The sequence below is a fragment of the Candidatus Skiveiella danica genome, assembly GCF_022705245.1.
In the GTDB taxonomy this organism is placed as follows: domain Bacteria; phylum Pseudomonadota; class Gammaproteobacteria; order Burkholderiales; family Burkholderiaceae_C; genus Skiveiella; species Skiveiella danica.
Window position 1 is genome coordinate 21,483 of record NZ_JAKJEW010000026.1, and the last position, 24,840, is coordinate 46,322.

Consider the following 24,840-nt stretch of genomic DNA (forward strand, 5'->3'; position numbering starts at 1 on the left):
ATTCAATAGCTATCGGTGACCATCCGACGCTGGGATGGGGCGCTTTTTTGGCCGAAAGGTCCACCAGGGCAGCCGCTCGCGCAACGAAAGGATGTCACCGCAGCGCGTGCAGGTGTAGCCGGCCAGCGCAGCCATGCGCTCTTGCCAGGCGGCACTGTGCAAGGTCGCGCGCAAGGCCTGGATGGCCGGTTGCTCCAGGGCGGATTTCAGGCAGACCAGGTGGTAGTCCTCGTGCGCCAGGGGAACAAAGTCAAGCCCGCGCGAGCGAGCGGCCAGCTCGATGCCGAGGCCGGCATCGGCCTGTCCGGCCGCAACGGCCTGGGCGACAGCCGCGTGGGAGGGCTCGGTGTCGGCATAGCCCGACAGGGCGGCTGCGGACAGACCGGCGTCGGCCAGCAGATCGTCCAGCAGCACCCGCGTGCCCGAGCCCATCGGCCGGTTCACGAAGCGTGCGCCGGTGCGCGCCACATCGTGGAGGCTGTGCAGGCCCAGCGGGTTGCCGGGCGCGACGATCAGGCCCTGCGTGCGCCGGCCAAAGCCGATGATCTTGTGCAATCCCGGCTGCAGCAGTGGCTTGTAGGTTCGCGCCGCCAGCGAATCGGGGTCGGGCTGGGTCAGCGTGTGGAAGCCGGCCATGATGCAGCGGCCTTCGTTGAGCGCAGCAATGGCGTCCACGCTGCCGGTGAAACGGATGTCCAGATGCAGGTTGTGCTCGGCGGCTGCATGTGCGCGCAGGGCAGGCAAGGCGTCGTCATGGCTGGCGTACAGCGTCAGCACGTGCGCGGACGGGTCGAAGGCCACCGCAAAGGCCCGCTCCAGATCGGCGCGCAGCGCCTCGATCTGCGGGCTCAGGCGGGCCTGCGCCTGGCGCTCGGCCCACATGAGCTTGGCCCCGAAGTCCGACAGGCGGGCCGACTGGCCTTTTTCCCAAAGGATGAGTTCGCTGCCCAGCTCGTCTTCCCAGCGTTTGAGCTCGCCCCAGACGTGGCGATACGACAAGCCCAGCGCGCGCGCCGCCGCCGAAATGGAGCCGTGCGCGTCCACGGCCTGCAGCAGGTCGATCAGCGGGTGGCGCACCAGCGCGTCGCTGGCGTCGCGCCGCAGCGTGTAGTGGAGCTGGACCCTATGCACGGTGGAACATATCGCAGGGAATTGATCGGATGCCTACGATACCCGATCCATGCCGTCCGCCCCGCCTTTGCTCCATGTCCACCTTCTCTGAAAGCGCCACGACGGCATTGGCGCTGATCGTTTCCTTTGATACGGGGCTGTGGACCGTCGTGGGGCGCTCGCTCGCGGTCAGCGCGACGGCCTGTGCCATCGCCTGCGGCGTCGGACTGGTGGCGGGTGCCTGGCTGGCCGTGGCGCGGTTTGCCGGCCGGGATGCGGTGCTGACGGTTCTCAACACCTTGCTCGCCCTGCCCTCCGTCGTGGTGGGCCTGCTGGTCTACCTGATGCTGTCCCGGACCGGCCCGCTGGGTTTCCTGGGCTGGATGTTCAGTTTCAAGGCGATGGTGCTGGCACAGGTGGTTCTGGTGGTTCCTGTCGTCACGGCGCTCACCCGCCAGGCGGTGGAGGATGCTGAGCGCTCACATGGCGAACAGCTGCGCTCGCTGGGGGCGCACACCGCCCTGCGCGGGCTGCTGCTGGCCTGGGACGAGCGCTACGCACTTCTGACCGTGCTGATCGCCTCGTTCGGCCGCGCCATTTCGGAAGTGGGCGCGGTGATGATCGTCGGCGGCAACATCGACGGGTTCACGCGGGTCATGACCACCGCGATCGCACTGGAAACCAGCAAGGGCGACCTGCCGCTGGCGCTGGCGCTGGGCCTGATCCTGCTGGCGGTGGTGCTCCTGCTCAACGCCCTGATCTCGGCGCTGCGCCGCTGGCGCGAGCGTCTGGACGGGGGCGTGGCAGCCCCTGCCGCGGTGCTGGCCTCATGAAGCGGGACGCCTTCGACAGGGCGCCCGTGAACAGCCCGCTGCACGACGCACCGGCCGCGCAGCGGCTGGCCTCGGGCTCCGATTTCCCTTTGCTGTTCGATCTGGACCGGGTCTGCGTGCGGCTGGGTCCGGTGGACGCCTTGCAGGACGTGAGCGTGCGGCTGCGCCATGGCGAGCGCGTCGCGCTGGTGGGCGCCAACGGCTGCGGCAAGAGCACGATGCTGCGCCTGCTCAACGGGCTGGTGCAGCCCGCGGGTGGACGCATCGTGCGCGATGCGGCCGCGCGTCAGGCCCTTCTGTTTCAGCGGCCCTACATGTTGCGTACCACGGTGCGCAACAACATCGCGCTCGGCCTTTGGCTGGGTGGGCTGGGCTGGGCCGACGCGAAGCAGCGTGCCATGCAGGCGCTGGATCGCGTCGGTATGGCCAGCCTGGCCGGACGCAATGCCAGGACACTGTCCGGTGGGCAGCAACAGCGCCTGGCGCTTGCGCGCGCCTGGGCCAGCCGGCCCGACGTCCTGCTGCTGGACGAGCCCACCGCCAGTCTGGACCCCCGCGCCAAGCACGACGTGGAGACGCTGGTGGCGGAATTCGCCACCGGGGCCTTGGCCGACGGCGCGCGCCAAGGCCCGGTGTCCCTGGTGTTCGCGAGCCACAACCTGGGCCAGGTCAAACGCCTGGCCACGCGCGTGATCTACCTGGAGCAAGGCCGAGTGTTGGCCGATCTGCCGGTGGACCAGTTTTTCAACGGCCTGCTGCTGCAGTCGCAGTATCCGGCCGCCCATTTGTTTGTCAAAGGAGAGCTTCCGTGAAGGATTTCAAGTATTTTTGCCACCACCCCAGCGTCAAATGGTCATTGGTAGCTATCGGAATGATAGTGTCCGGGCTGGCCCAGGCCCAGTCGATCGTGATGTCGTCCACCACCTCGACCGAGCAGTCCGGTCTGTTCGCCCACCTGTTGCCCGAATTCAAGAAGGCCAGCGGCATCGACGTCAAGGTCGTGGCGCTGGGCACCGGCCAGGCCTTGGACACGGCGCGCCGTGGCGATGCCGACGTGGTGTTCGTGCACGACCAGGCGGCCGAGGAGAAATTCGTCGCCGAGGGCTTCGGCCTCAGGCGCTACCCGGTCATGTACAACGATTTCGTGCTGGTCGGGCCCAAGGGCGATCCGGTAGCGACCAAGGGCAGTGACATCGTCGCCGCTCTGAAGAAGATCAGCGCCGCCAACGGCGCTTTCATTTCGCGCGGCGACAAAAGTGGCACCCACGCCGCCGAACTGCGTTTCTGGAGTCAGGCCGGCCTGGCCGACAAAAAGGGCAGCGGCTACAAGGAATGCGGTTGCGGCATGGGGCCCGCGCTCAACATGGCAGCCTCCACCGGCGCCTATGTGCTGGCCGACCGTGGCACCTGGCTCAACTTCAAGAACCGCGCCGACCTGGCGATTCTGGTCGAAGGCGACAAGCAGCTGTTCAACCAGTACGGCGTGATGGTGGTCAACCCCGCGAAGCACCCGCATGTGAAGGCGGCGGATGCACAGAAGTTCGTGGACTGGGTGGTGTCGCCTGCCGGCCAGAACGTGATCGCCAGCTACAAGATCGGTGGCGAGCAGCTGTTTTTCCCGAATGCCGTCGCGGTGGCGCGGTGATCGGATTCAGTCCATCAGTGCCACGGACTTCACCAGTGCCCAGACCGGCTGATCCGGAGCCAGTTGCAGTGCCTGCTGCGAATACCGGGTGATGCTGGCCAGCAGCATCTGGCCACCGGGTAGCGCGCACATCACCGTGATCCGGCCATCGTCGTGCGGATGCATCGCGGTGATGCGCACAGGAAGCTGGTTGAGCATGCTCAACCCGACGGGCTGTGTGGTCGCCAGCGCCACGTCGCGAGCGAGCACCCGCAACCGCGTGGCGCTGCGCATCGCGCCGTCCGGTTGCAGAAGGGTGAAGCGGGATTCGCCACAGTCGAATGTGGCTAGTCCTGGGCCCGGACCCGGACCCAGGTGACCGTGCAGCACAGACACCGGCCCTTCCTCGGCGAACAGTGGCGAGTCCGGGCGCGCCAGCGCGTCGCGCAGGCTCTCGATTTGCTGCACGCGGCCGGCTTCCATGAACATCACACGCGCGGCCAGGCGCTCCACTTCCTGGGGCGCGTGGGTGATGTACAGGACGGCAATGCCGGATTCCAGGGTCAGTCCGTCGATCAGCGGCAACAGTTCGGCCTTGGCCCGCCAGTCCAGGGCGGCCAGCGGTTCGTCCATTAACAACACGCGCGGGCGCATGAGCAAGGCGCGCGCGATGGCCACGCGTTGACGCTGACCGCCCGACAGGGTGGTGACGTCCTGGTCGAGGTGCGAGGTGATGCCCACTCGTTCGGCCAGGCGATCCAGATCCTTTTTGTCCGCGCCGGGCGCCCGCTTAATGGCGTAGAGCAGATTACGGCGCACGCTCAGGTGCGGGAAAAGTGCGGCATCCTGAAACACGAAACCGATGTCGCGCCGTGCCGCCGGCAACGCCCGGCGACCATCCTGCCAGACCTCACCCCGAAACCGCAGTTGGCCGGTGGTGGCCGCATCGAGCCCGGCGATGGCCCGCAACAGCGTGCTTTTGCCGCAGCCGGAGCGGCCGAACAAGGCGGTCACGCCTTCGGCCGCAAAGGCGAAGGGACCGCTGTCGAGCAGAAAGCACCCGCGCTGCAGGCGGAGATGGCCTTCGATCATGGCGTGGCGGTCACTGCGGTTTGATCGGACTCATCACCCTCCGGTTGATGGCATAGAAGGCCAGCAAGGTGACAAAGGAGAAGCACAGCAACACGGCTGAGAGCCGGTGCGCCGCGTCGTATTCGAGGGCCTGGGTGTGGTCGTAGATGGCGATGGAGACCACCCGTGTTTCGCCGGCGATGTTGCCGCCGAGCATGGCGATCACCCCGAACTCGCCGATGGTGTGGGCAAAGGTGATCACCACGGCGGTCAGGACGCCGCCGCGCGACAGCGGCAGGACCACGGAGAAGAACCGGTCCCAGGCGCTGGCGCGCAGGGTTGCGGCGGCGTCGAGCACACGCGGGTCGATGGCCGCGAAGGCCTCACGCAGCGGCTGCACCGCGAACGGCAGCGAATAGATGATCGAGCCGATCAGAATCCCGGTGAAACTGAAGGCCAGGTGGTACAGGCCCAGGCGCTCCAGCGTACCGCCCACGGCCCCCTGTGGTCCCAGGGCCAGCAACAGGTAAAAGCCGATCACCGTGGGCGGCAGCACCAAAGGGAGTGACACCAGAGCCGATACCGCGCTGGACCAGCGTGAGCCGGTTCGGGTGAGCCACCAGGCCAGTGGCGCCGCGAGCGCCAGAAGGATGAGCGTGGTCAGTCCGGCCAGTTCGGCAGTCAGCGCGATCGACTGCCATTCGTCACCGGTCAGCCCCAGGGTGGTTGGCGGGCCGCTCATCGGAGTTGTTCTCCCGGCAGTATGAAGCCGTAGCGCCGCATGACCTTTCGGGCCGTCGGCGTGCCCATGAAATCCACAAAGGTCTTGGCGGCCGTGTTGTTCTTGCCGTGGTGGGTAATGACATAGGCCTGCTCCAGCGGGCTGTGCAGATCGGCGGGGATCAGGTGGTAACCCCCCTTGCGTGCCAATTGCTCATTGAGGGCCAGCGACAGCGCGATCACGCCCACCTCGGCGGCTTGCATGTCCACCAGTTGCGCAGTGTGCGAGATGTTTTCGCCCAGGGCAATCTTGGACTCCACCTTGGCCCACATGCCGATACGGACCAGGGCCTCCTTGGCACGGGCACCATAGGGCGCATGGTCGGGCGACGCGATCGCGATCTTGCGGATGTCCGGACGGTCCAGGTCCTTGAGTGTGAGTCGGGTCGCATCCAGCTTGGCGCTCCAGAGCACGATGCGGCCGAAGGCATAGGTGGTCACGGGCGCCAGGGCTTTGCCACTGTCCAGAAGCCGCTTCGGCAGGCTGACATCGGCCGAGAAAAACACGTCGAACGGCGCGCCGTTTTCAATCTGCTGCGTGAATTTGCCCGAAGAACCCATGACGAGTTCAAGCTTGTGCGATGGATGGGTCGTCTCGAACAGCGGCTTCAGTTCGTCGAAAGCGAATTTCAGGTCGGACGCCGCGGCGACCCGGGCGGTTTCCGCTTGCGCGACGGGCAGCAACGCCGCGAAGGCGAAAAGCCCGGTCGAAAAAAGGCCCCGCGCGGTCTTCAGGCGCTCACAGTGCGGGGGCGTGGATACGTTGTTCATAATAGGAATAGCGATGGTAGCAGATCGATATTCGATTTTGGAATAGCGATCGGTCGGTCGACCCTGCCATCGATGCGCACTTTGTGGAGGAACTCCGACATGTCAGCCCTTGCACCAGCCGCATTGACGGAAGCCCTTGGTCACGCCGTCAGCGACAAGCGGCTGGAGGTGTTGCGGCGGGTGGGCGAGACCGGCTCGATCTCGCAGGCGGCGCGCGACGCCGGCATCAGCTACAAGGCGGCGTGGCAGGCGATCGACACGTTGACCAACCTCAGCGAGGCACCGCTGGTGGATCGTACCGTCGGCGGCAGTGGCGGCGGTGGCGCACGCATCACCCCGCAGGGCCTGCAACTGCTGGCGATGGCCGACGAGCTCCAGCGCGCCCGCGACGCCGTTCTGGCACGCTTCGCAGGTCAGCCCCTGATCGCGAGCGGTCTCGGCTTGCAGACCAGCATGCGCAACCAGTTGCCGTGCGAAGTTCAGGACGTTGAGGTTCTGGCTCCGGCCGATCTGACCGTTCGAGTGCGGCTGTGCACGCCCGGCCGCGCGATCCTGGTCGCCAGCGTCACGCGTGAGAGCGCTGATCTGCTCGCGTTGGGCCCGGGATTGCGGGTGCTGGTGCTGTGCAAGGCCACCGCGGTAAAAGTACAAGCTGTGGACGAAGGGCAGACCGAGCCGATTCAGACTGCGGCCGAAAATGAACTGCCCGGTGAAGTCGAACGGGTATCGGCTGGCGCGGGCCAGGACGAGGTCGTCCTGGCCTTGCACGGCGGAGGGCATTGGGTGGGTTTTGCCACCCATCCCTTCAGGGCTACACCGGGACACCCTGCAACGGCGAGAATGGCCCATTCCGCGTTGGTTCTCGCTTTGCCGCGCTGACGGGTGGCGAGATTCACCGCGCGGTGCGTCCTGTGCCCAGTTTTCGGTACACGGTGGCGCGGCTGATGCCCAGCGCCCGGGCGGCCTGTTGCACGTTGCCCTTCGCATCGGCCACGGCTTTGTGGATCAGTGCGATTTCGACTTCTTTCAACGGGATGCGATCCTGGGCGGGTGCGCCGGCGATCTGATGGCCAGGGCGTTGCGCGCGTGCCTGAAGGCGAAGGCCCGACCACAGGGGCAGTTCCATGGCGTTGTTCGCCTGATCGCTGGCATCAAACAGCATCTCAAACGGCAGGGCAAACAGTTCGCTGGCATGCACCCGTTCCCGTCCCGACACACCGAGCTGTGAAACCATCTGGCGCGCGGTCGGGTTCGCGCCGGTCACCCAGCCGTCGCCATCCAGGCAGATCATGCCGTCTGAGTCCTCGCCCATCGCGCCCCCGGGCCAGTTCAGCCTCACCAGCAGGCTATGGGGCTGGCGCAGCGTGAGCGCGTTCTCGATGCTGCGGGCCGACTGCACCACCATATGGCGCAGCTCCGGGCGTTCGACGGCCTCGATGCCGGTCAGGTCGAGCATGCCCACGCACAGGCCATCCGGCCCGAACAGCGGTGCGCCCGCGCAGCTGTAGACGGACGTGTCGGCGAAGAAGTGCTCCCCACGGTGCAGCCACACCGGCTGCAGCTCCACCAGCGCAGCGCCGATGGCTGTGGTTCCGACGGACGCCTCCGAAAGATCCACGCCGACCCGGGTGATCATGTTCGCGCGGCGGTCGGACCGGTCGATCGGACCGTTCACATCAACGACGACGCCACTGGCATTGGTCAGGATGGCGAAATAGCGGGTGTTGGCGATCGCGCGCCCCAGCGTTTGCAGAACCGGCCGCGCCGCGTCAATCAGATTGCGGTTGGACTCCAGGGTGCGCCGCAACACGTGGCTGGACACCACGTCGAACCCGACCCGCTGTTCCGGGCGCTGCCCGCTGGCCAGACACCGCCGCCAGGAACGCTCGATCCAGGGCTCCATGGCTGGCGCCGTCAGCGGTTCGTCGTTCATCACGGCTCGGCGCGCGGCCTCGATCCGAGCCAGCCGGTGGTCGGGCGTGGTGGGCAGCGGGACAATGGGGGCGGTCATCGGCAGGGCATTGGCTGATTGGGAATTGTGCCGGTTTTGCGCGGAGCAGAAATGGCGCCATCGGGACAGGCCGCTCGCTTCCCGCAGAGTGTCTCATCTTGAGAATATCTGACGCTAAGTGGTCATTTAAGGGTAAATACTAGGTTTGTGAGGGGGTAGTGAGCCAACAATCGCTATGCATTCCCATTCATAGGCAAGGCATTTCATAGGTGCCGCTACCCACAGGAGAGACACATGCAAAAGGTGTTGCATATCAACGCGGACAAGTGCACGGGCTGCATGCAGTGCGAGATGGCCTGTTCCTTCGAGAACTATGGCACCTACGCCACGGCCAAGTCGCGCATCAAGGTCTTCGACTTTCACCACACGGGCAAGAAAGTGCCCTACACCTGCACGCAGTGCGACGAGGCCTGGTGTCTGCACGCCTGCCCGGTGGAGGCGATCACCGTGGACAAGGTCACCGGCGCCAAGGTGGTGAACGAGACCACCTGCGTGGGCTGCAAGGTCTGCACGATCGCCTGCCCGTTTGGCACGATCAATTACGTGGCCGATACCGGCAAGGTGCAGAAATGCGACCTCTGCGGGGGTGAGCCGGCCTGCGCCGAGGCGTGCCCGACCGGCGCCATCACCTTCATCGATGCCAACTGGACCGGTTTGAGCAAGATGGCCCAGTGGGCCGACAAGCTTGGCAACCAATCCACCGCCGCTTAAGGAGCCACCATCATGTCTTGGGCAGGAAAAATTCTCCGCGTCAACCTCACCGCCGGCACCGTCAAGGCCGAACCCCTCAACATGGACTGGGCGCATGCCTACCTCGGCTCCAGGGGCCTGGGTACCAAGTACCTGGTCGAAGAAGTGGATGCCACGGTGGACCCCTTGTCCGCCGACAACAAGATCATCTGGGCCACCGGTCCGCTGACCGGCACCATGGCCTCCACGGGTGGCCGCTACACCGTCATCACCAAAGGCCCACTGACCGGTGCCATTGCCTGCTCCAACTCGGGCGGTTACTGGGGCGCCGAGTTCAAGATGGCCGGGTGGGACATGGTCATTTTTGAAGGCAAGTCGGCCAAGCCGGTCTACCTTTACGTCAACGATGATCTGGCCGAGCTGCGCGATGCCAGCCACCTGTGGGGCAAGAGCGTCTGGGAAACCGAAGAGATCATCAAGAAGGGCCTGCAGGACCCGCTGACCCGCGTCTCCAGCATCGGCAAGGCCGGCGAAAACGGCGTGCTGTTTGCCGCCGTGGTCAATGACCTGCACCGCGCGGCGGGCCGCTCCGGCGTCGGCGCGGTCATGGGCAGCAAGAACCTCAAGGCGATCGCCGTGCGCGGCACCAAGGGCGTGGGCAACCTGCGCGACCCGAAAGCCTTCATGGCGGCCGTCAAGGCGGGCAAGAAAGTCCTGGCCGAGAACGGCGTCACCGGCACCGGCTTGCCCGCCATGGGCACCCAGGTGCTGATGAGCGTCATCAACGAAGTGGGCGGTCTGCCCACCCGCAACCATCAGGACAACCAGTTTGAAGGGGCCAAGGACATTGGCGCCGAAGCCATGGCCACGCCGCGCAAGACCGACGGCAAGAAGCAACTGGTGACCAACCAGGCCTGCTTCGGCTGCACGATTGCCTGCGGTCGCATCAGCAAGATGGACGAAAACCACTTCACCATCGAAAACAAGCCGCAGTACCGTGGTGCCAGCGGCGGGCTCGAATACGAAGCCGCATGGGCGCTGGGCGCGGCCAATGGCGTGAACGACCTGGAAGCGCTGCAATACGTCAACATGTTGTGCAACGAAGAAGGCATCGACCCCATCACGTTTGGCACGACCATTGGTGCCGTCATGGAGCTTTATGCCATGGGCATCCTGACCAAGGAACAGCTTGGTATCGAAGCCCCGTTTGGTTCCGCCCGCGCGTTGGCTTTCCTGGCCGAAGAAACCGTCAATGGCCGTGGTTTTGGCAAGGAAATCGGCCAGGGCTCCAAGCGTCTGACCGCCAATTATGGGCACCCGGAACTCAGCATGTCGTCGAAAGGTCAGGAATTCCCGGCCTACGACGGGCGCGCCATCCAGGGCATTGGCCTGGCCTACGCCACCAGCAACCGTGGCGGCTGCCACCTGCGCGGCTACACCATTGCGTCCGAAGTCCTGGGCATCCCGGTCAAGACCGATCCGCTGGAAAGCCAGGGCAAGCCCGAACTGGTCAAGGCCTTCCAGGATGCCACCGCCGCGTTCGACTCGTCCGGTCTGTGCATCTTCACCACCTTCGCCTGGGGCCTGCAGGACCTGGCACCGCAGATGCAGGGTGCATGCGGCGAACAGTACACCGTTGAAGAGCTGGCCAAGATCGGCGAGCGCATCTGGAACATGGAGCGGGAGTTCAACAATCGTGCCGGCTTCACCAGCAAGGACGACAGTCTGCCCGCCCGCTTGACCAGTGTGGAAAGTGCCTGCAAGACCGGCCCCGCCAAAGGCAAGTTCAACGAACTGGCCACGATGCTGCCGCTGTACTACGAAGCACGCGGCTGGGACAGCGAAGGCCGTCCCACCGCCGCGACCAAGGAACGCCTGGGACTGTAAAAAGCACAGGGTTTTTGGGGACGGGGGTATTGGGGATCGGATCACGGGACGCGTAGCGGACCTGTGTGCTGACCCCGATCAACCTTGACCCCAGGAAGCCTCAGTGGTATTCACAGCGCAACAAGCAAGCGGTCTTCAATGACCGCTTTTTTTTCTGGAGATCTCCATGACCCACCACGTCATCATCGGTGCCGGCCCGGCCGGTGTCATTGCCGCCGAAACCCTTCGCAAGCTGGCACCGCAAGACAGCGTCACCCTCATCGGGGACGAACCTGAGCCGTCTTACTCGCGCATGGCCATCCCTTACCTGTTGATGGGCAATATCGATGAGCGTGGCACGTACCTGCGAAAAAGCCCGACGCACTTTGAAGATCTGGGGGTCAAACTGCTTCAAGCCCGCGTGCAATCGGTGGACGCGGCGACGAAGAGCATCGAATTGACGGGCGGAGAAAAGCTGGGCTACGACACCTTGCTGATCGCCAGCGGCTCCCACCCGGTGAGCCCGCCCATCCCCGGCATCCAGTCCGAAGGCGTTCATACCTGCTGGACGCTGGCCGATGCCCGTGCCATTGCCGAGCGCGCCAAACCCGGTGCGCGGGTGCTGCAATTGGGTGCCGGTTTTATCGGCTGCATCATCATGGAGTCGCTGCTCGCGCGCGGTGTGCACCTGAGTGTGGTGGAGATGGGCGACCGCATGGTGCCGCGCATGATGGGGCCGACGGCGGGCGGCATGATCCGCGACTGGTGCGAGGCCAAGGGCATTGAAGTCTTCACCGGCACGCGAGTCGAGTCGATCGAGCCCGGTGAACCCTTGAATGTGAAACTGTCCAACGGCACCACCAAGCAGGCCGATCTCGTTGTCAGTGCGGCCGGCGTGCGTCCGGCGATCGGTTTTCTGGAGCACTCCGGCATCACCTGTCTGCTGGGCGTGTTGACCGATGAGCATCTGCAAACCAATGTGCCCGGTGTGTTCGCCGCGGGCGACTGTGCCGAAGCCTTCGACAAGGTCAGTGGCAAGACCATCGTCAGCGCGATTCAGCCCAATGCCTCCGAGCAGGCGCGTATCGCGGCCACCAACATGGTCGCCTTCGCGCGGGGCAAGCCGGCGCAGGCCGACCTTAGCGGCGTGACGCAGATCAACGTGCTGGACACCCTGGGCCTGGTCTCGGCCAGTTTTGGCGACTGGCAGGGCAAGCCGGGCGATGACCATGTGGAACTGACCGACAAGGCCACGGGGCGGCACCTGAGCTTGCGTTTTCAGGACGACGTGATGGTGGGCTGCAACGCGGTCGGCTGGACCGAGCATATCGGCGTGATGCGCGGCCTGGTCGAAGGCCAGATCAAGCTGGGTGAGTGGAAGGACAAACTGATGCAGGACCCGACCCGCCTGGTGCAGGCCTACCAGGCGGCAGCGCTGGGGCAGCACGACTGGTCCGGCGGCAAGACCGGACGCAAGCGCTAGGGAATCGTGTCGGCATGAACATCACCTTCAAACTGTTTGCTTCGCTCACCGACTACCTGCCCACGGACGAGAAGTACACCAATCAGGTGGCGCTGGACATTGCGCCCGACACCACGATTGGCCAACTGGTGGAGCGGTACCGTCTGCCCGAGAAGCAGGTGCATCTGGTGCTGGTCAATGGCAGCTACGTTGCGCCGGAGCATCGCGCCACCAAGAGCCTGGCCGAAGGCGACGTGCTGGCCATCTGGCCGCCGATTGCCGGGGGCTGATTTCTTGCAGGCGTTCTACCCCGAAAGCTTTGAGCGTGAAATGGGTTGCACCGAGACTGAGTGGTTGCGCTGGCTCCCTCAGGCCATGGGCGACCATCACTGGAAACTGCAGTCCGGCGCCGCGGGCGTGCGCATCGGCGACGGCGCACTGGGCCTGAAATGGCAGGTCGCTGCGCCGCGCGTGATCGGCCTGGTGCGCATGCCGGTGCTGCGGGTGAACTTTCGTTTTGCCGGGCTGGACGAAGCGCAACGTCACGCTTTCATGAAGCGGTTTGATCTGTACATGCAGCGCGGCGGCGGCTGAGGGTTTGACGCAAAACCACCCTCAAGCCGACTCGATGCGAGCGGGTGCGACGCCCGCTTCAACCGTTGTTCAGGTCGACGAACGCATCCATCACCAGGTGCGGGTTCTTCATCAATTCGTCCTTCCAGGCCCCCAGGTGGCGGTGTGACTGGATCAGGCCGCGGATCGCGCCGACATGGTGCGGGTGGCCGATGGTGATGGCGCCGATCAACTGGTCGCCATCGAAACACAGGCGGGTGTAGATGAAGTTGGCTTCGTCCACCACTTCGGTGTGGTCTCCGCCGGGTATGCCATTCCACAAACCGAAGGTGTGGGAGATCAGGCCCACCGTATCCAGCACGTTCATGCTGAGGCTGCCACGGTAGGGCACATCCTTGCCGAGCATGTTCAGGGCGGCTACGCGCCCGTGTTCGGTGGCGGTGGGTTGCAAGGCATGTACCACCCACTCGCCGGTGGAGAAGTCACGGCCTTGCGCCACGTCACCGGCGGCGTAGATGTGTGGCACGGTGGTGCGCATGTGCGCATCGATCACGACCCCGCTGCGGATCTCGGCGTCGGTGCCTTCGAGAAACGACACATTCGGATGCACGCCGGTGGCCATGATGATCAGGTCGGCGTCGATGCTGCGGGTGTCCATGACCAGGCGCGGGCCCGGTTCAATCCCGAGCACGCGCCCGGTTCCAATGATCTCCACGCCGCGGCCTTCCAGCCAGCGCTGCAGCATGTGACTACCGACTGGGGTCATCATCGAACGCAGGATCTGGCCCGAGCGCCCTGCCACAACAGACAGCTTGGCTCCGCTGTTGACCAGTGACTTCATGCACACGCCCGCGACGAAACCCGCGCCCAGCATGACCACGCGAGCGCCCGGGGTCAGCTTGGCGGCGATCTGGTGTGCGTCCTCCAGCGTCCAACACGTCACCACACCGGGCAAGCCGGTGCCGGGGATGGGTGGCAGCGAAGGCGATGAACCGGTCGCGACCAGCAGGCGGTCGTAGGGGAGTTGTGTGCCGTCTGCGAGTTCGACCTGACCACCATTCGGACGGGCCTGCACCTTCAGGGCCTTGCCATGGAGGTAGCGAATGCCCAAGGCCTGCAGATGGTCCAGCGAGCGGCGCTGGCGGGCACCCCCATCGTCGATGGCGCCACTGAGGATGTACGGGATGGCCATGCGCGCATAGGGCTCCCCGGGTTCCGCACCGACCAATGTGACAGTGGCCAGAGAATCATTTTCGCGCAGGGTTTCAGCCGCGCGCACGCCGGCAGGACCGGCACCGATGATGACAAAATTCATTGCAGTTCACCTTTGTGCATCCGGTCTGGACGCGTTTTCATCACGTTCGCCGAGAGTGGAGCGATGTTTTCAGAGATGCATGGCAATCAAGCCAACGATCTCCATTGCAGTGTAGCGACTATGGTCCTGCACGTCAGCTACCGATGGTGCACTGTCCTTCCGTGCAAGCAGAAAAAACCACCCTCCTTGCGCCCGGTCAAATACAAGTCCTTACCACTGCCGACCGGCGATGTCGGCAGTGGCGTGACCTGAAGCGTTAAGTCATCTGGCGGCCAATCAGAAGGGCGCCCTTGTTCACCAAGGTAGACCATGAAACGAATGCATTTCGCGAAACTGGGGTTGGCCCTTCTTTCTGTCGTGCCCGTGGTGTCCCACGCGGTGCTGGCTTATGCCGCCAAGGAGGTCAACCTGCGGGCCGGACCGGCCAGGGAGTATCCGGTGGTCGCCACGATCTGGCCAGGGGCCGCCCTGTCGGTGGAAGGCTGCCTGGGAGACTACCGTTGGTGCGACGTGGTAGTCGGCTCCAGCCGGGGATGGGTCTATGCCGGCAACATCGTCTACCCTTACCAGGGCACTTACGTGCCCTTGATCAATTACGGGGCCTTGCTCGGTATTGGCGTCACTGCCTTTTTCGTGGGCAACTATTGGGATAACCACTACGTGGGGCGACCCTGGTATCCGCAGCGCAGCTACTGGGTTGCGCGACCTTGGCCGGGCTACGGCCCGGGCGGCTACCCCCCGCGACCGGGGTACCCGCCGCGCCCCGGCTACCGACCTCCAGGAGGCCCTTACCCGCCCGTACCGGGATTCAGGCCGCCGGGAGGCCACCCGCCGCCTGTCGTCGGTGGCGGAGGCGGTCAAAGGCCGCCTCCGGGTGTTGGCGGGGGCAGCGGCGGCCAAAGGCCTCCACCGGGTGCTGGCGGAGGTGGAGGCTGGCAGCGGCCCCCAGCCGGACTTGGCGGCAGCGGCCAACGACCAGGGCAGCCCAGTCAGTTGCCGGCCAGGTAGTTCCCGTGAACGGCTGGGCGAATGTAGGCCGGTATCGCTGGAACTGGCGATGCGTCAGGTGTTGCGTTGTTGTTGCGGGTAAAGGGTGCACATGAAATCGGTAGGCGGCAGAACTTTCTCCCTTTGTCTTTTCCTCTGCCTGCTGGCGCCTCACGCGATTGCCGGGTCTGCGCGCGAGGGTGTCATCGTCGCGCTCAATTGCGCAGACGGAGCCTCGGCTGCGGAGTGCCGCCATCCGCCGCCGGAGCGCAAACCGGCGACCCCAGCGCCCTCCAGGAATTCGGATCCCCATCGCCCTGCGCCACAGCCGGCGCCTGACCGACTGCCAACGGGTGCCGGGGCGGTCCCGCAGCAGCGCTTGATGCAGCCAGCACAGCAGCAATCTCAGCAACAGGCCCAGCAACAGGCCCAGCATGACCGTCAACAGGCACAAAGGGAGCGGCAACAGGACCCTCAGCGGCGCAAACAGCAACCCGCCGACGTTCGCGATCAACCGGGTGTTCAGCAGCGCCAGATCCAGCCAGGCTCGTTCCCGGAGGCTCCGACCCGCTTGGCGCCAGCGGTGCGTCCGCCTGAGCCAATGGTGCCGCCGCAGGCGCAGGCCCAGCCGCGGGCCAACCCGCTGGCGAGCCCGCGGACGCCCCCAGCGGGCATACCGGTTGAGGCCAACAGCGCGGCACGGGGGCAGCCGGTTCAGGCGGTTGCGCCGGGTACCGCAGCACCGAACCTGCCACCCGCCGGTGCCCGCCCGCCAGTCGTGCCGCCTGCGCCGGTTGGGGATCTGCCGTACCGCGGCCCGCCGCCGCTTTCGAGTCAGCCTGCCGGGCCACGGCCGGGAGCAACCGGGTTGTCGCCCGCGGTCCCGCAGCTGCCTCCAGCGGCGACGATTCCGGGGCCGTCGGGCAGCCCGCCCGCCACGCCGGCGGCAGCCCGGGAACTGCAAAGGCCGGGTGTGCCGACCCAGAGCGCTCCCCTGCCCGCAACGGGCCGCCTGTCGCCCGCAAGTCCTTCGCAAGTGGGCCAGGCGGTCACCGTGGATGGCGCCACCACGGTGGCGCCACGCGGTCCTCGTGGTGGTTTCGACATCAGCCGTCAGGGACCCGATGGCGCGCGCACCGTGATCACGCAGTCCCTGCGCCCGGACGGGAGCAGGCGGGTCGTCGGCTACCGGCAGATTGAAGACGGCCGAACCGGGACGACCACCAGGATTTATGGCGACGGTCGCCGTGTGGTCTGGGGTCGTGATTTCGAGCAGCGCTCGATCGGCAACGGGGTCGACTTCGTGACGCGTCAGGATGGCCGGCGCGAGGCTACGCTGCCCGACGGCCGGCCGGTCTACCGGGATCGTTTCACCACCTTCAAGGATCTCTCCGGCGAACCGCGCAGAATGATTGAACGCACCCGCTACACGCGATGGTGGAAGGGGCGTCCGGTTTACGAGACACGGCCGGTCGTGCGGTACTACGATGCCGGCTTTTTCTACGGCGCGCCGGTGGCCTATTACCGGCCCCGCCCGTTGCCGCCAGCCTATATTGCCATCTATGTCGTTCCTTTCCCTGTGCCGTTGCCCGCCGTGGCGTTTGGCATGGTGGACGAATGGGTGGCGTTTGCTTCCACGCCGCGGGCCTACACCGATCCCGCGGTGTTGATGGGCGACATGCAGATCTGGTCCGGTTTCGAGGAGGGCCGGGCCTATTCCGCGCCTTGGTCTGGCACCTCTCTGTATGGATCGCCGCAGGCGGCTTCGGTGCGAAGTGCCATGGTTCAGATGCAGCAGCAGGCTGCCAGCCAAACCGAGGGCAGCCCCTTCAACCCGCAACAGCCCGGCAGCTTGGATCTTGGTTCCCCGTTTGGCTACGAAGGAGCCCCCAGCCCGGGTGCGGCCGTGTCGGTCTCGGAGGAGGTGCGCCTGCGGGTTCGGGAGCAGGTTCGCTCGACCGTGGCTTTGCTGCAGGCGGGCACGCCGCTGACATTGGGCGGGGTGCTGGCGGCGCCGGATGCCGCCGCTTACCTGTTCCAGACGGCGCAGCCCCTGGTGGTCTCCGAACTGTCCGGGGGTGGCGAATGCTTCCTGAACACCGGCGATCTGATCGGTTTTTACAGCTTGCCCGACGAAGCCAGCGGCTTTGCCATGATGACGGTTGTGGCCAGCGGTCCGGGCAGTTGTTCACCGCGCAGCGTGGTGCCGGTGTCCCTGAGCGACCTGCAGGAGATGCTCAACGGCTTCGCCGAACGCGCAGAGGACAACCTGCAGCGGGTCCTTTCCTGCACTGCATCAGGATCCTGCTGAGCCGGGCTTCGGATCTCAGGCAGTGGGTGGCGCGCTTGACGCTGCCGCCGTCTGCGGCATTTCCCCGCCCAGCGCATCGATCAGGTCGGGAATCAGCTTGCCCAGCTCGCCCGTGGCAATCGCGACATCGGCATCAAAGCCGTCTTCCTTGCCGGCCGAGGTACCTTCGAAGACCCCCTCCAGAAAGCTGATCTTCTTCAGCTGCAAGGCCTCGGTCAGCACGAAGGCGACGCGGCCGTCCCAGCTCAGCGCCAGCGTCACGGGCAATTTGCCTTGCGCCACGTGGTGGCGGATCTCGTCGTTGAGCAGGTTGTGGCGGGTGAACTTCACCACCGACTTTTCCTCGTCGTTGGACTTCAGCTCGCACTCGCGCTCCACGCTCAGGCGCAGCGGCCATTCTTCGGGCGATGCGGCGGTCAGCCATTGCGTCATGGCGACCTGGGGCGAGACCATCGTCTGCAGCAGTGTCAGCGGCAGGCCCGGCAGGGCGCTGACCAGCGCGGTGATCACTTCGTCGGCCTTCGCCTGACTGCCAGCGTCCGTCATCAGCAGTCGTGATGCCAGGTCGATCCAGACCTGCACCGACGACTGCTTGGTGAATGCCATTGGCAGCAAGGCCAGCAGGGCATCGTCGCGGATGTCCTTGATCTCGCGCTTGCCAGGCTTGCGTCCGGTGGTGGCTTCGATGTGCTCGATCTGTTCCTGCGCCTTGCGCTTGACGACGGAGCCCGGCACGGCCTTGGTCTCGATCTGCAGCTTGAGGATGCGCTGGCCGCCGATCGATTCGACCAGGGCGCCGTGCTTCTCGCCGCGCGGCTCGATCCAGCCGATCGACTTTTGCTGGGTGGCGCCGCATTCGACAAAGCGCGCCGGCGCCAGGGCTTCTTCCATGTGTTCGACCGTGGCGGACCAGTCGGGCCCGATGCGGTAGACGATGAGGTTCTTGAACAAGGGCTTCCTTGGGGTTGGGGAAAATGGAGAAAACAGGGCTGGCCCGGCTCGCACCGGGCGGGGGCGCATCTTAGTGGATCGGCGGGGCCCGTCAGCGGCTGTTCAGGGCGCCGGAGGTGTCTGAAAACGGAAAATATGAAGAAAAATTGCCACTTTCCGTCGTCAAATGGTCTTATTCTGCTATGAAAAACATAGCTGTCTTGAGGCCAAGAATCGTCAGCGCCAGGGAGCCCAGGAGATGCAGCGCGGCCGTGCCCGCCGCCAGAGCGTAGCGCTGGAGTTGGATCATGCCCACCACCTCGGCGCTGAAGCTGGAAAACGTGGTCAGTGCGCCCAGGAAGCCGGTGACCAGTGCGAGGCGCCAGACCGGATCGAGCTCGGGCAGGTTGTTGAACACTGCCACGCACACACCCACCAGGTAGCCCCCGATCAGGTTGGCCGCCAGCGTGCCCCAGGGCAGCGGCGCGGCGGCGGTGTTGAGCCACAGGCCCAGGCCCCAGCGGGTCAGCGCGCCGACGCAGGCTCCCACGCAGATCGCGATCACTTGCAGCATGAAGCTTCCAGACTTTGACGGGACAATACAGCCATGACTGTACCCGTGATGCAAACCCCGACCGAGATTTCGCAGCGTCTGCTGACGCCCGGGCAGGCGCCGTTCATGGGCGTCGTGATGCTGGATACCCGTTTTCCCCGGCCCGTGGGCGACCTCGGTAACCTGGCCACCTGGCCGGTTCCGGTGAACATCCGCGTGGTGCGCGGCATCTGGCCCGACAAGGTGGTGCAGTCGGCCGCCGGCCTTCATGCGGGCAGGGTGGGGCCTGCGTTCGCTTCGGTGGTTCGCGCGCTGGTGCGTGAAGGCGCGGCCGCCATCACCACCACCTGCGGCTTCCTGGTACTGCTGCAGAAGGAATTGCAGGCCGCCACCAAGGTGCCGGTCATCACGTCCAGCCTGATGCTGCTGCCAAAGCTGCTGGCCGCGCAGCCGCGCGTGGGCGTGCTGACCATCAGCGCGACGAGACTGGGCAAGGAGCACCTGCGCGCCGCCGGCGTACCGCGCGAGCGGCTGGGCGATGTGGTCGTTCAGGGCGTGGACCCGAAGGGCGAATTTGCCACGCGCATCCTGGGCAATCAGCCCGAACTGGATCTGGCGCTGGCGCGCGCCGATGTGGTGGCCGCAGCGGTGGCGCTGAAGGCGCGCGAGCCAACGCTGACCGATGTGGTGCTGGAATGCACCAACATGCCGCCGTACCGTGATGCGATCACTGAGGTGACCGGCCTGAAGACCTGGTGCCTGCTGGATGACGAACGGCTGTTCAGGCCTTTTCAGGCGTTGCGGGAGCCGTATCCGTGCAGCCGCTGACCAATTCGTTCGCTCGCGGATTCCCCGTGCAGGCGCGCCGGCGGGGCTCAGGCGCTCATCTTCTGCGGCAGCCTAGTGACGATGCTTCGGAACGGAACTGATGGATTACACTATTTTGTGCTATTCAGAGTGAGAGGCTCTTTGTCGGCGCTGCCGATCCGAAATTTGCCATCTCTTTTCGGATTTTTGTGGTCGTATTGGGACAGAGGTGGCAGTAGTTATGTGAAATTGTGATTCGGAATTGAATTCGGCCTTCACGTACCATCATCAATCTAAGCGATAGGTTATCAATGCGTTATGTTCTTGGATGCTTAATTTGCGTGACGTATCCCGGCATGTTGGTCGCCCAGCAAAGTCACGTTCAGGCCTTGCCTTCAGCGGTAAACCCGCTGCAAGTTGGCAAGATGGCGGTCGCACTTCCTCCCGGCGATTGGCGGGTGCTAAATCAACGGGAAGCTCGCGTCAACATGACGAGTGGTCCGGGCTCCTCCACCGAGACGAAATATCTGATTCGCGTCAACGAAAAAAATCAATGGGTGGGCGCGATCTCTGTTGCTGCAACAAAGCACAGTGGTGTCGTAACTGATTGGACCGACTCAGTCTGCAATCGCACCGACATGCTCTGGATAAAGCAAACTGATGGGAACTTTAAATTTCCAGCATGCTTGTTTATCAATCATTCCCATCCAGTTTGGACCAATGTGCCAAATAACGAGTTTGATAAAACAATTTTTGATTGGTATCGAGTAAACAAGATAGAGTTGCCAAAAACTGCGCTTGCAGTCGGCTACCGTAAATACTTTTCGGGAGATTATGTAACTGTACGATTCGATATTAATCCAGAACTCGTTGGGTTTTCCCCGGATACGGGAAATTCAAGGGCAAGCAGTCAGTGGCACCCCGACTTGATTAAGGAAGACGCAGGAAAAGTAAGATACGTGGACGCTTTGCAAAAATGGGCAGAAACCATGGAAATTCCCTATCGAAATTCCCTGAGGAGCGGCTCACCCGGCGACAATAAGCTGGGTCTTTGGCCTGAAAGCAGATAACATCCCTCAAATTATCAGGCTGCAAAAATACTGATTTCTGCGTCAAGACTCGATGAATATGACGGCTACTAAGTCGATCCTGAAGATCCTCGAAACCCGTATGAATGCTAGATTTGCAGGGTAAATGCCATCGCGGTTAGCTCTCAGGAACCGAAAATTTCTGATTCAGAAACTGCGAGTTCTTGAGTGAGTTCTGAAAAACCAGCCATTGACCGATGATTTCTTCCGCAGGCGCCTCGATCAGATGATCAACAAGAGTCATCCATTGGCCGCTTCAGCATCACGGTGATGGATCTGGCAGCACTGTCGCGCGCCGATGTGGCTACCGCTGCTTTGCCCCTGAACGCGCGAGAGCCCTCTTGGCTGCCTTTCCAGGATGCGTTCACCTAGGCAACGGGCTTGAAGAGCTGATCCTTGCTCGATGACGAGCGTCTGATTCGCGCCAGCAAGAGCGCTCCGGTTGCGGGGACTATCGCGCCATCTGCTGCGGCAGCCAGGTCGCGATCTGGGGCATGAACCACAGCAGCAGCACCATTACGACCATGAGGATGAAGAAGGGCAAGGTGACGCGGGCAATGTAGGTGATTTCTTTCTTGGTCATGCCCTGGAGCACGAACAGGTTGAAACCCACCGGCGGCGTGATCTGGGCGGCCTCGACCACGATGACGATGAAGATACCGAACCAGAGCAGGTCGATGCCAGCCGATTGCACGGTCGGCAGGATCACACCCATCGTCAGCACGACCATAGATATGCCGTCCAGGAAGCAGCCCAGCACGATATAGAAGGCCGACAGCACCAGGATCAGCATGAACGGGCTCAAGCCCAGCGAGCTCACGTACTCCGCCAGATGACGAGGCAGGCCGATGTAGCCCATGCTCAGCGTCAGGAACGAGGCACCGGCGAGGATCAGGGCGATCATGCAGTACAGGCGCGTGGCGCCCATCAACGAATCCTTGAACGTCGCCCAGCTCAGCGACCGCTGCACCGCCGACAGCACAAAGGAGCCCATCACGCCCACGGCCGCGGCCTCGGTTGCGGTGGCAATGCCGGTATAGATGCTGCCCAGCACGGCGGTGATCAGGCCGACCACCGGAATCAGGTGGCGCGACTCGTAGAGTTTTTGCATGAAGGTGTACTGCTCGCGCGTCGGTGGAATCTTGCCCGGGTTCATCAGCGACCAGACGATCAGGTAGCCGCTGAACATCGAGGCGAGCAGCAACCCAGGCAGCACGCCGGCCACAAAGAGCTGCGAAATCGAGACTTCGGCTGTCACACCGTAGACGATCATGATGATGGACGGTGGAATCAGGAGACCCAGCGTGCCAGCGCCCGCGAGCGAGCCGATGATCTGGTCCTGCGGATAGCCGCGCTCAGTCAGCTCAGGAAGGGTCATCTTGCCGATGGTGGCGCAGGTGGCAGCGCTGGAGCCAGAGACCGCGGCAAAGATGGTGCAACCGATGACGTTGGTGTGCAGCAAGCGGCCTGGCAGCCAGTTCACCCAGGGCGCCAGTCCCTTGAACATGCTCTCGGACAGCTTGGTGCGAAACAGGATTTCGCCCATCCAAATGAACAGCGGCAGTGCGGTTAATGTCCAGCTCGACGAGGAGCCCCAGATCGTCACCGCCATCGCGTCGCCGGCAGGGCGGCTGGAGAACAATTCCATGCCGATCCAGGCCACGCCGGCGAGGGTGAGGCCGATCCACACGCCGCTGCCCAGGATCAGGAACAGCGACAAGACCAGCAAGGCGGTGATGCCGACTTCACTCATGGGACTACCTGTTTCTATTCGTTGTGAAGGGCTTCGTCGCTGGTGACGACCTCGCGCTGGCCGCACAATTCCATGACCAACTCGTCAACAAAGGCGATCAGCAGCACCAGCGTGCCCAGCGCCATGCCAATCTGGGGAATCCACAGCGGCGTGGCATCGTTGCCCGTGGAGATGTCGTGGAAGTCCCAGGATTGCCAGGCCAGCTTGATGCTGTAGAAACAGAACAGCCCGGACAGCAGCACGGCGGCGCACAGGCTCCAGATTTCCAGCGCACGCTTGGTGCCTGGCGACACCGCGTTCAATAGCAGGGTGACGCGGATGTGCTCGTTCTTCTTCAAGGTATGGGCCAGTGCCAGGAAACCGGCACCGGCCATACAGTAGCCTGCGTACATGTCGGTGCCGCGGAAATTGAGGGACACGTAGCGATCCAACATGCCCAGCACGACCATCAGCAGCGTGCCGATCATCATGAACGCAGCCAGCCAAGCGGCCGCGTCATACAGTTTGTCGAGCGCGGCGCGCATGCAATAGCTGGCTTATTTCTTGCGGTAAGCAGCGACCAGGGCCTGGCCGTCGGGCCCCGCCTTCTTTTCCCAGTCCGCCAGCATGATGGCGCCCACCTGTTTCAGGTCGGATGCGAGCTTGGGCGAGGGCGGCAGGATTTTCATGCCCTTCTTGGTCAGTTCGGCTTTGTACCAGTCGTTTTTCTCGGCGCTCAGCTTCCAGCCACGCGCCTCGGCCTCCGCCGCAGCCTTTGTGACGGCAGTCTGCGTGGCCGGGTCCAGCGCATTGAAGGCTTTCAGGTTCACGATGACCGCGTTCTTGGGCAGCCAGGCCTGGGTGTCATACCAGTACTTCACCGACTCGTAAATCTTGCTGTCGTAGCCGGTCGAGCCGGAGCTCATCATGCTGTCCACCACGCCTGTGGCAAAGGCTTGGCTGACTTCGGCTGCCTGGATGGTGACCGGTTGCGCACCGATCAGTTCGGCCATCTTGGCCGTGGCGGGGCTGTAGGCGCGCCACTTCACGCCGCGCATGTCGGCCACCGAGGCGATTTCCTTCTTGACATACAAGCCCTGGGGCGGCCACGGAACGGCGTACAGCAGCTTCATGCCCTGCGCATTCAGGATCTTGTCCAGGAACGGCTTCTGGGCCTCATACAGCTTCTTGCTTTCGGCAAAGCTCGTTGCCAGGAAGGGAATGCCATCGGCACCGTAGATCGGGTTTTCGTTCTCGAAGTTCACCAGCAGGACTTCACCGATCTGCGCCTGTCCGCCTTGCACCGCACGCTTGATCTCGGGGGCCTTGAACAGCGAGGCATTCGCATGCACCGTGATCTTCAATTTGCCGCCGGTGGCCGCGTCCACATCCTTGGCGAACTGCGTGATGTTCTCGGTATGGAAGTTGGTGGCCGGGTAGGCGGCAGGCAGGTCCCACTTGGTCTGGGCAAAGCTGCCGGTGGCGCTGAAGGCCAGGACGATGGCGGTGGTGGAAAACAGGCGTCGCTTCATGGTGAGGGGCTCCTAGAACAGGCAAGTTGACGGTGGAAAGACTGTAGTGCCGACGGGGTGGATGATGATCGGTGTTTTCCCTTAATGTCAACAAAACGTTGATAAATTGTTTTTGATCTACCTACAATTCGCCTCTTGCAATATCGGTGCCAGACCGGACGGAGCGGCAGCGTCTTCGTCACGCTGTCGTTCCGCCCCGTGGTAACGCCATTGCCTCATCCAGGAGTCCGGTCATGCCGAAGAAGTCCGTCCCCGCCGCCGACGCACCCGCCGCCCGTTCGGCCGCAGCGTCGCCCATCGTGTCGTCGGCGCACCTGGTCTCGCCCCAGAGCGCGGAACTGAGCGAGTTCGAGTTCGGCCTGATCGTCGCTGGCAATGCCTTTCACCGCTGGATCACGCACTGCATGAGTGCGGCCGGACTGAAAGACCTCACGCCGCTGGACGTGCTGGTGCTGCACCACGTCACTCACCGGGCGCGCGACAAGCGCCTGGCCGACATCTGCTTCATCATGAACGTGGAAGACACGCACCTGATCAACTATTCGCTCAAGAAACTGCTGAACCTCGGCGTGGTGGTGGGCAGCAAGAACGGCAAGGAGGTGACCTATGCCTCCACCGAGCTCGGGCGTGGCCATGTGCAGCGCTATCGGGAGATCCGCGAGGCCTGCCTGATCAACGCGCTCAAGGCCGACGACGGCCTGAACCGCGACATCGGCGAACTGGCGCGGCTGTTGCGCGTGTTGTCCGGCATGTACGACCAGGCCGCGCGGGCAGCGGCGTCGTTGTGACGCGTT

25 protein-coding genes are annotated in these 24,840 nt (G+C 64.0%); 14 read left to right on the plus strand and 11 right to left on the minus strand.

Annotation, left to right across the window (positions count from 1 at the left end):
* Positions 1-9 precede the first annotated feature (9 nt).
* Positions 10-1,131, minus strand: coding sequence for a substrate-binding domain-containing protein (locus tag ACMUOY_RS14730; protein WP_413893488.1), 1,122 nt, complete (start codon positions 1,129-1,131; stop codon positions 10-12).
* Positions 1,132-1,205: 74 nt separating this feature from the next.
* On the opposite strand from ACMUOY_RS14730, the gene ACMUOY_RS14735 reads away from it, so the two are divergent.
* From ACMUOY_RS14735 to ACMUOY_RS14745, 3 genes are read left to right on the plus strand one after another with little or no spacing between them, the layout of a single operon-like run.
* Positions 1,206-1,943 carry an ABC transporter permease gene (locus tag ACMUOY_RS14735; protein WP_413893489.1) on the plus strand — a complete coding sequence of 246 codons (738 nt, stop codon included), beginning with the start codon at positions 1,206-1,208 and terminating at the stop codon, positions 1,941-1,943.
* The gene (locus ACMUOY_RS14740) at positions 1,940-2,755 is read left to right on the plus strand and encodes an energy-coupling factor ABC transporter ATP-binding protein (RefSeq protein ID WP_413893490.1); all 816 of its coding nucleotides are present in this window, start codon (positions 1,940-1,942) and stop codon (positions 2,753-2,755) included. The genes ACMUOY_RS14735 and ACMUOY_RS14740 overlap by 4 nt, the downstream gene beginning before the upstream one ends.
* Before the next feature lie 59 nt (positions 2,756-2,814).
* Positions 2,815-3,588 (plus strand): extracellular solute-binding protein, encoded by a 774-nt coding sequence (locus tag ACMUOY_RS14745; RefSeq protein WP_413893528.1) that lies wholly within the window; start codon positions 2,815-2,817, stop codon positions 3,586-3,588.
* A 6-nt stretch (positions 3,589-3,594) separates the two neighbouring features.
* On the opposite strand, the gene modC is transcribed toward ACMUOY_RS14745, so the two are convergent.
* Genes modC through modA form a run of 3 tightly spaced genes read right to left on the minus strand, consistent with a single transcriptional unit; the run spans position 3,595 to position 6,189 of the window.
* The gene (gene modC / locus ACMUOY_RS14750; RefSeq protein WP_413893491.1) at positions 3,595-4,659 is read right to left on the minus strand and encodes a molybdenum ABC transporter ATP-binding protein; all 1,065 of its coding nucleotides are present in this window, start codon (positions 4,657-4,659) and stop codon (positions 3,595-3,597) included.
* 10 nt (positions 4,660-4,669) lie between these two features.
* Positions 4,670-5,359 (minus strand): molybdate ABC transporter permease subunit, encoded by a 690-nt coding sequence (gene modB / locus ACMUOY_RS14755; protein ID WP_413893529.1) that lies wholly within the window; start codon positions 5,357-5,359, stop codon positions 4,670-4,672.
* Between the two features lie 17 nt (positions 5,360-5,376).
* Positions 5,377-6,189, minus strand: a complete 813-nt coding sequence (gene modA / locus ACMUOY_RS14760; RefSeq protein ID WP_413893492.1) for a molybdate ABC transporter substrate-binding protein — start codon at positions 6,187-6,189, stop codon at positions 5,377-5,379.
* Between the two features lie 99 nt (positions 6,190-6,288).
* Between modA and ACMUOY_RS14765 the strand changes: the two genes are divergently transcribed.
* Entirely contained in the window at positions 6,289-7,068 is a 780-nt protein-coding gene (locus ACMUOY_RS14765) for a TOBE domain-containing protein (RefSeq protein WP_413893493.1), read from the plus strand.
* A gap of 13 nt (positions 7,069-7,081) precedes the next feature.
* Here the strand turns inward: ACMUOY_RS14765 and ACMUOY_RS14770 are convergent, their stop codons facing one another.
* Positions 7,082-8,200, minus strand: a complete 1,119-nt coding sequence (locus tag ACMUOY_RS14770) for a sigma-54-dependent Fis family transcriptional regulator (RefSeq protein WP_413893494.1) — start codon at positions 8,198-8,200, stop codon at positions 7,082-7,084.
* A 234-nt stretch (positions 8,201-8,434) separates the two neighbouring features.
* Between ACMUOY_RS14770 and ACMUOY_RS14775 the strand changes: the two genes are divergently transcribed.
* From ACMUOY_RS14775 to ACMUOY_RS14795, 5 genes are all read left to right on the plus strand, one after another.
* Positions 8,435-8,911, plus strand: a complete 477-nt coding sequence (locus tag ACMUOY_RS14775) for a 4Fe-4S dicluster domain-containing protein (protein WP_413893495.1) — start codon at positions 8,435-8,437, stop codon at positions 8,909-8,911.
* A 12-nt stretch (positions 8,912-8,923) separates the two neighbouring features.
* Positions 8,924-10,777, plus strand: a complete 1,854-nt coding sequence (locus ACMUOY_RS14780) for an aldehyde ferredoxin oxidoreductase family protein (protein ID WP_413893496.1) — start codon at positions 8,924-8,926, stop codon at positions 10,775-10,777.
* Between the two features lie 166 nt (positions 10,778-10,943).
* Complete coding sequence (locus ACMUOY_RS14785; protein WP_413893497.1) at positions 10,944-12,239, plus strand: NAD(P)/FAD-dependent oxidoreductase; 1,296 nt, start codon at positions 10,944-10,946, stop codon at positions 12,237-12,239.
* 14 nt (positions 12,240-12,253) lie between these two features.
* On the plus strand, positions 12,254-12,508 hold the full coding sequence (locus tag ACMUOY_RS14790; RefSeq protein ID WP_413893498.1) for a MoaD/ThiS family protein: 255 nt from the start codon (positions 12,254-12,256) through the stop codon (positions 12,506-12,508).
* Positions 12,509-12,572: 64 nt separating this feature from the next.
* Positions 12,573-12,812 (plus strand): hypothetical protein, encoded by a 240-nt coding sequence (locus ACMUOY_RS14795; protein ID WP_413893499.1) that lies wholly within the window; start codon positions 12,573-12,575, stop codon positions 12,810-12,812.
* A gap of 58 nt (positions 12,813-12,870) precedes the next feature.
* On the opposite strand, the gene ACMUOY_RS14800 is transcribed toward ACMUOY_RS14795, so the two are convergent.
* Positions 12,871-14,106: an NAD(P)/FAD-dependent oxidoreductase gene (locus ACMUOY_RS14800; RefSeq protein ID WP_413893500.1), complete on the minus strand. Its 1,236-nt coding sequence runs from the start codon at positions 14,104-14,106 to the stop codon at positions 12,871-12,873.
* A gap of 318 nt (positions 14,107-14,424) precedes the next feature.
* On the opposite strand from ACMUOY_RS14800, the gene ACMUOY_RS14805 reads away from it, so the two are divergent.
* Positions 14,425-15,114 (plus strand): SH3 domain-containing protein, encoded by a 690-nt coding sequence (locus tag ACMUOY_RS14805; protein WP_413893530.1) that lies wholly within the window; start codon positions 14,425-14,427, stop codon positions 15,112-15,114.
* 847 nt (positions 15,115-15,961) lie between these two features.
* Positions 15,962-17,404, plus strand: a complete 1,443-nt coding sequence (locus ACMUOY_RS14810; RefSeq protein ID WP_413893501.1) for a hypothetical protein — start codon at positions 15,962-15,964, stop codon at positions 17,402-17,404.
* Positions 17,405-17,419: 15 nt separating this feature from the next.
* Here ACMUOY_RS14810 and ACMUOY_RS14815 read toward each other — a convergent pair whose 3' ends face one another.
* Together ACMUOY_RS14815 and crcB are read right to left on the minus strand one after the other, a co-directional pair.
* Complete coding sequence (locus ACMUOY_RS14815; RefSeq protein WP_413893502.1) at positions 17,420-18,355, minus strand: recombination-associated protein RdgC; 936 nt, start codon at positions 18,353-18,355, stop codon at positions 17,420-17,422.
* Positions 18,356-18,527: 172 nt separating this feature from the next.
* Positions 18,528-18,908, minus strand: coding sequence for a fluoride efflux transporter CrcB (gene crcB, locus ACMUOY_RS14820; RefSeq protein WP_413893503.1), 381 nt, complete (start codon positions 18,906-18,908; stop codon positions 18,528-18,530).
* A gap of 33 nt (positions 18,909-18,941) precedes the next feature.
* Here crcB and ACMUOY_RS14825 point away from each other — a divergent pair, with 33 nt between their 5' ends.
* Entirely contained in the window at positions 18,942-19,715 is a 774-nt protein-coding gene (locus tag ACMUOY_RS14825) for an aspartate/glutamate racemase family protein (protein ID WP_413893504.1), read from the plus strand.
* A gap of 335 nt (positions 19,716-20,050) precedes the next feature.
* A complete protein-coding gene (locus ACMUOY_RS14830) occupies positions 20,051-20,764 on the plus strand; it encodes a hypothetical protein (protein WP_413893505.1) in 714 nt (237 codons plus the stop codon).
* Between the two features lie 469 nt (positions 20,765-21,233).
* Here ACMUOY_RS14830 and ACMUOY_RS14835 read toward each other — a convergent pair whose 3' ends face one another.
* Genes ACMUOY_RS14835 through ACMUOY_RS14845 form a run of 3 tightly spaced genes read right to left on the minus strand, consistent with a single transcriptional unit; the run spans position 21,234 to position 24,046 of the window.
* Positions 21,234-22,535: a TRAP transporter large permease gene (locus ACMUOY_RS14835; protein ID WP_413893506.1), complete on the minus strand. Its 1,302-nt coding sequence runs from the start codon at positions 22,533-22,535 to the stop codon at positions 21,234-21,236.
* Positions 22,536-22,549: 14 nt separating this feature from the next.
* Positions 22,550-23,059 (minus strand): TRAP transporter small permease, encoded by a 510-nt coding sequence (locus tag ACMUOY_RS14840; RefSeq protein ID WP_413893507.1) that lies wholly within the window; start codon positions 23,057-23,059, stop codon positions 22,550-22,552.
* Between the two features lie 12 nt (positions 23,060-23,071).
* Positions 23,072-24,046: a TRAP transporter substrate-binding protein gene (locus ACMUOY_RS14845; protein ID WP_413893508.1), complete on the minus strand. Its 975-nt coding sequence runs from the start codon at positions 24,044-24,046 to the stop codon at positions 23,072-23,074.
* 233 nt (positions 24,047-24,279) lie between these two features.
* Between ACMUOY_RS14845 and ACMUOY_RS14850 the strand changes: the two genes are divergently transcribed.
* Entirely contained in the window at positions 24,280-24,834 is a 555-nt protein-coding gene (locus ACMUOY_RS14850; protein WP_413893509.1) for a winged helix DNA-binding protein, read from the plus strand.
* The last annotated feature ends 6 nt before the right edge of the window (positions 24,835-24,840 follow it).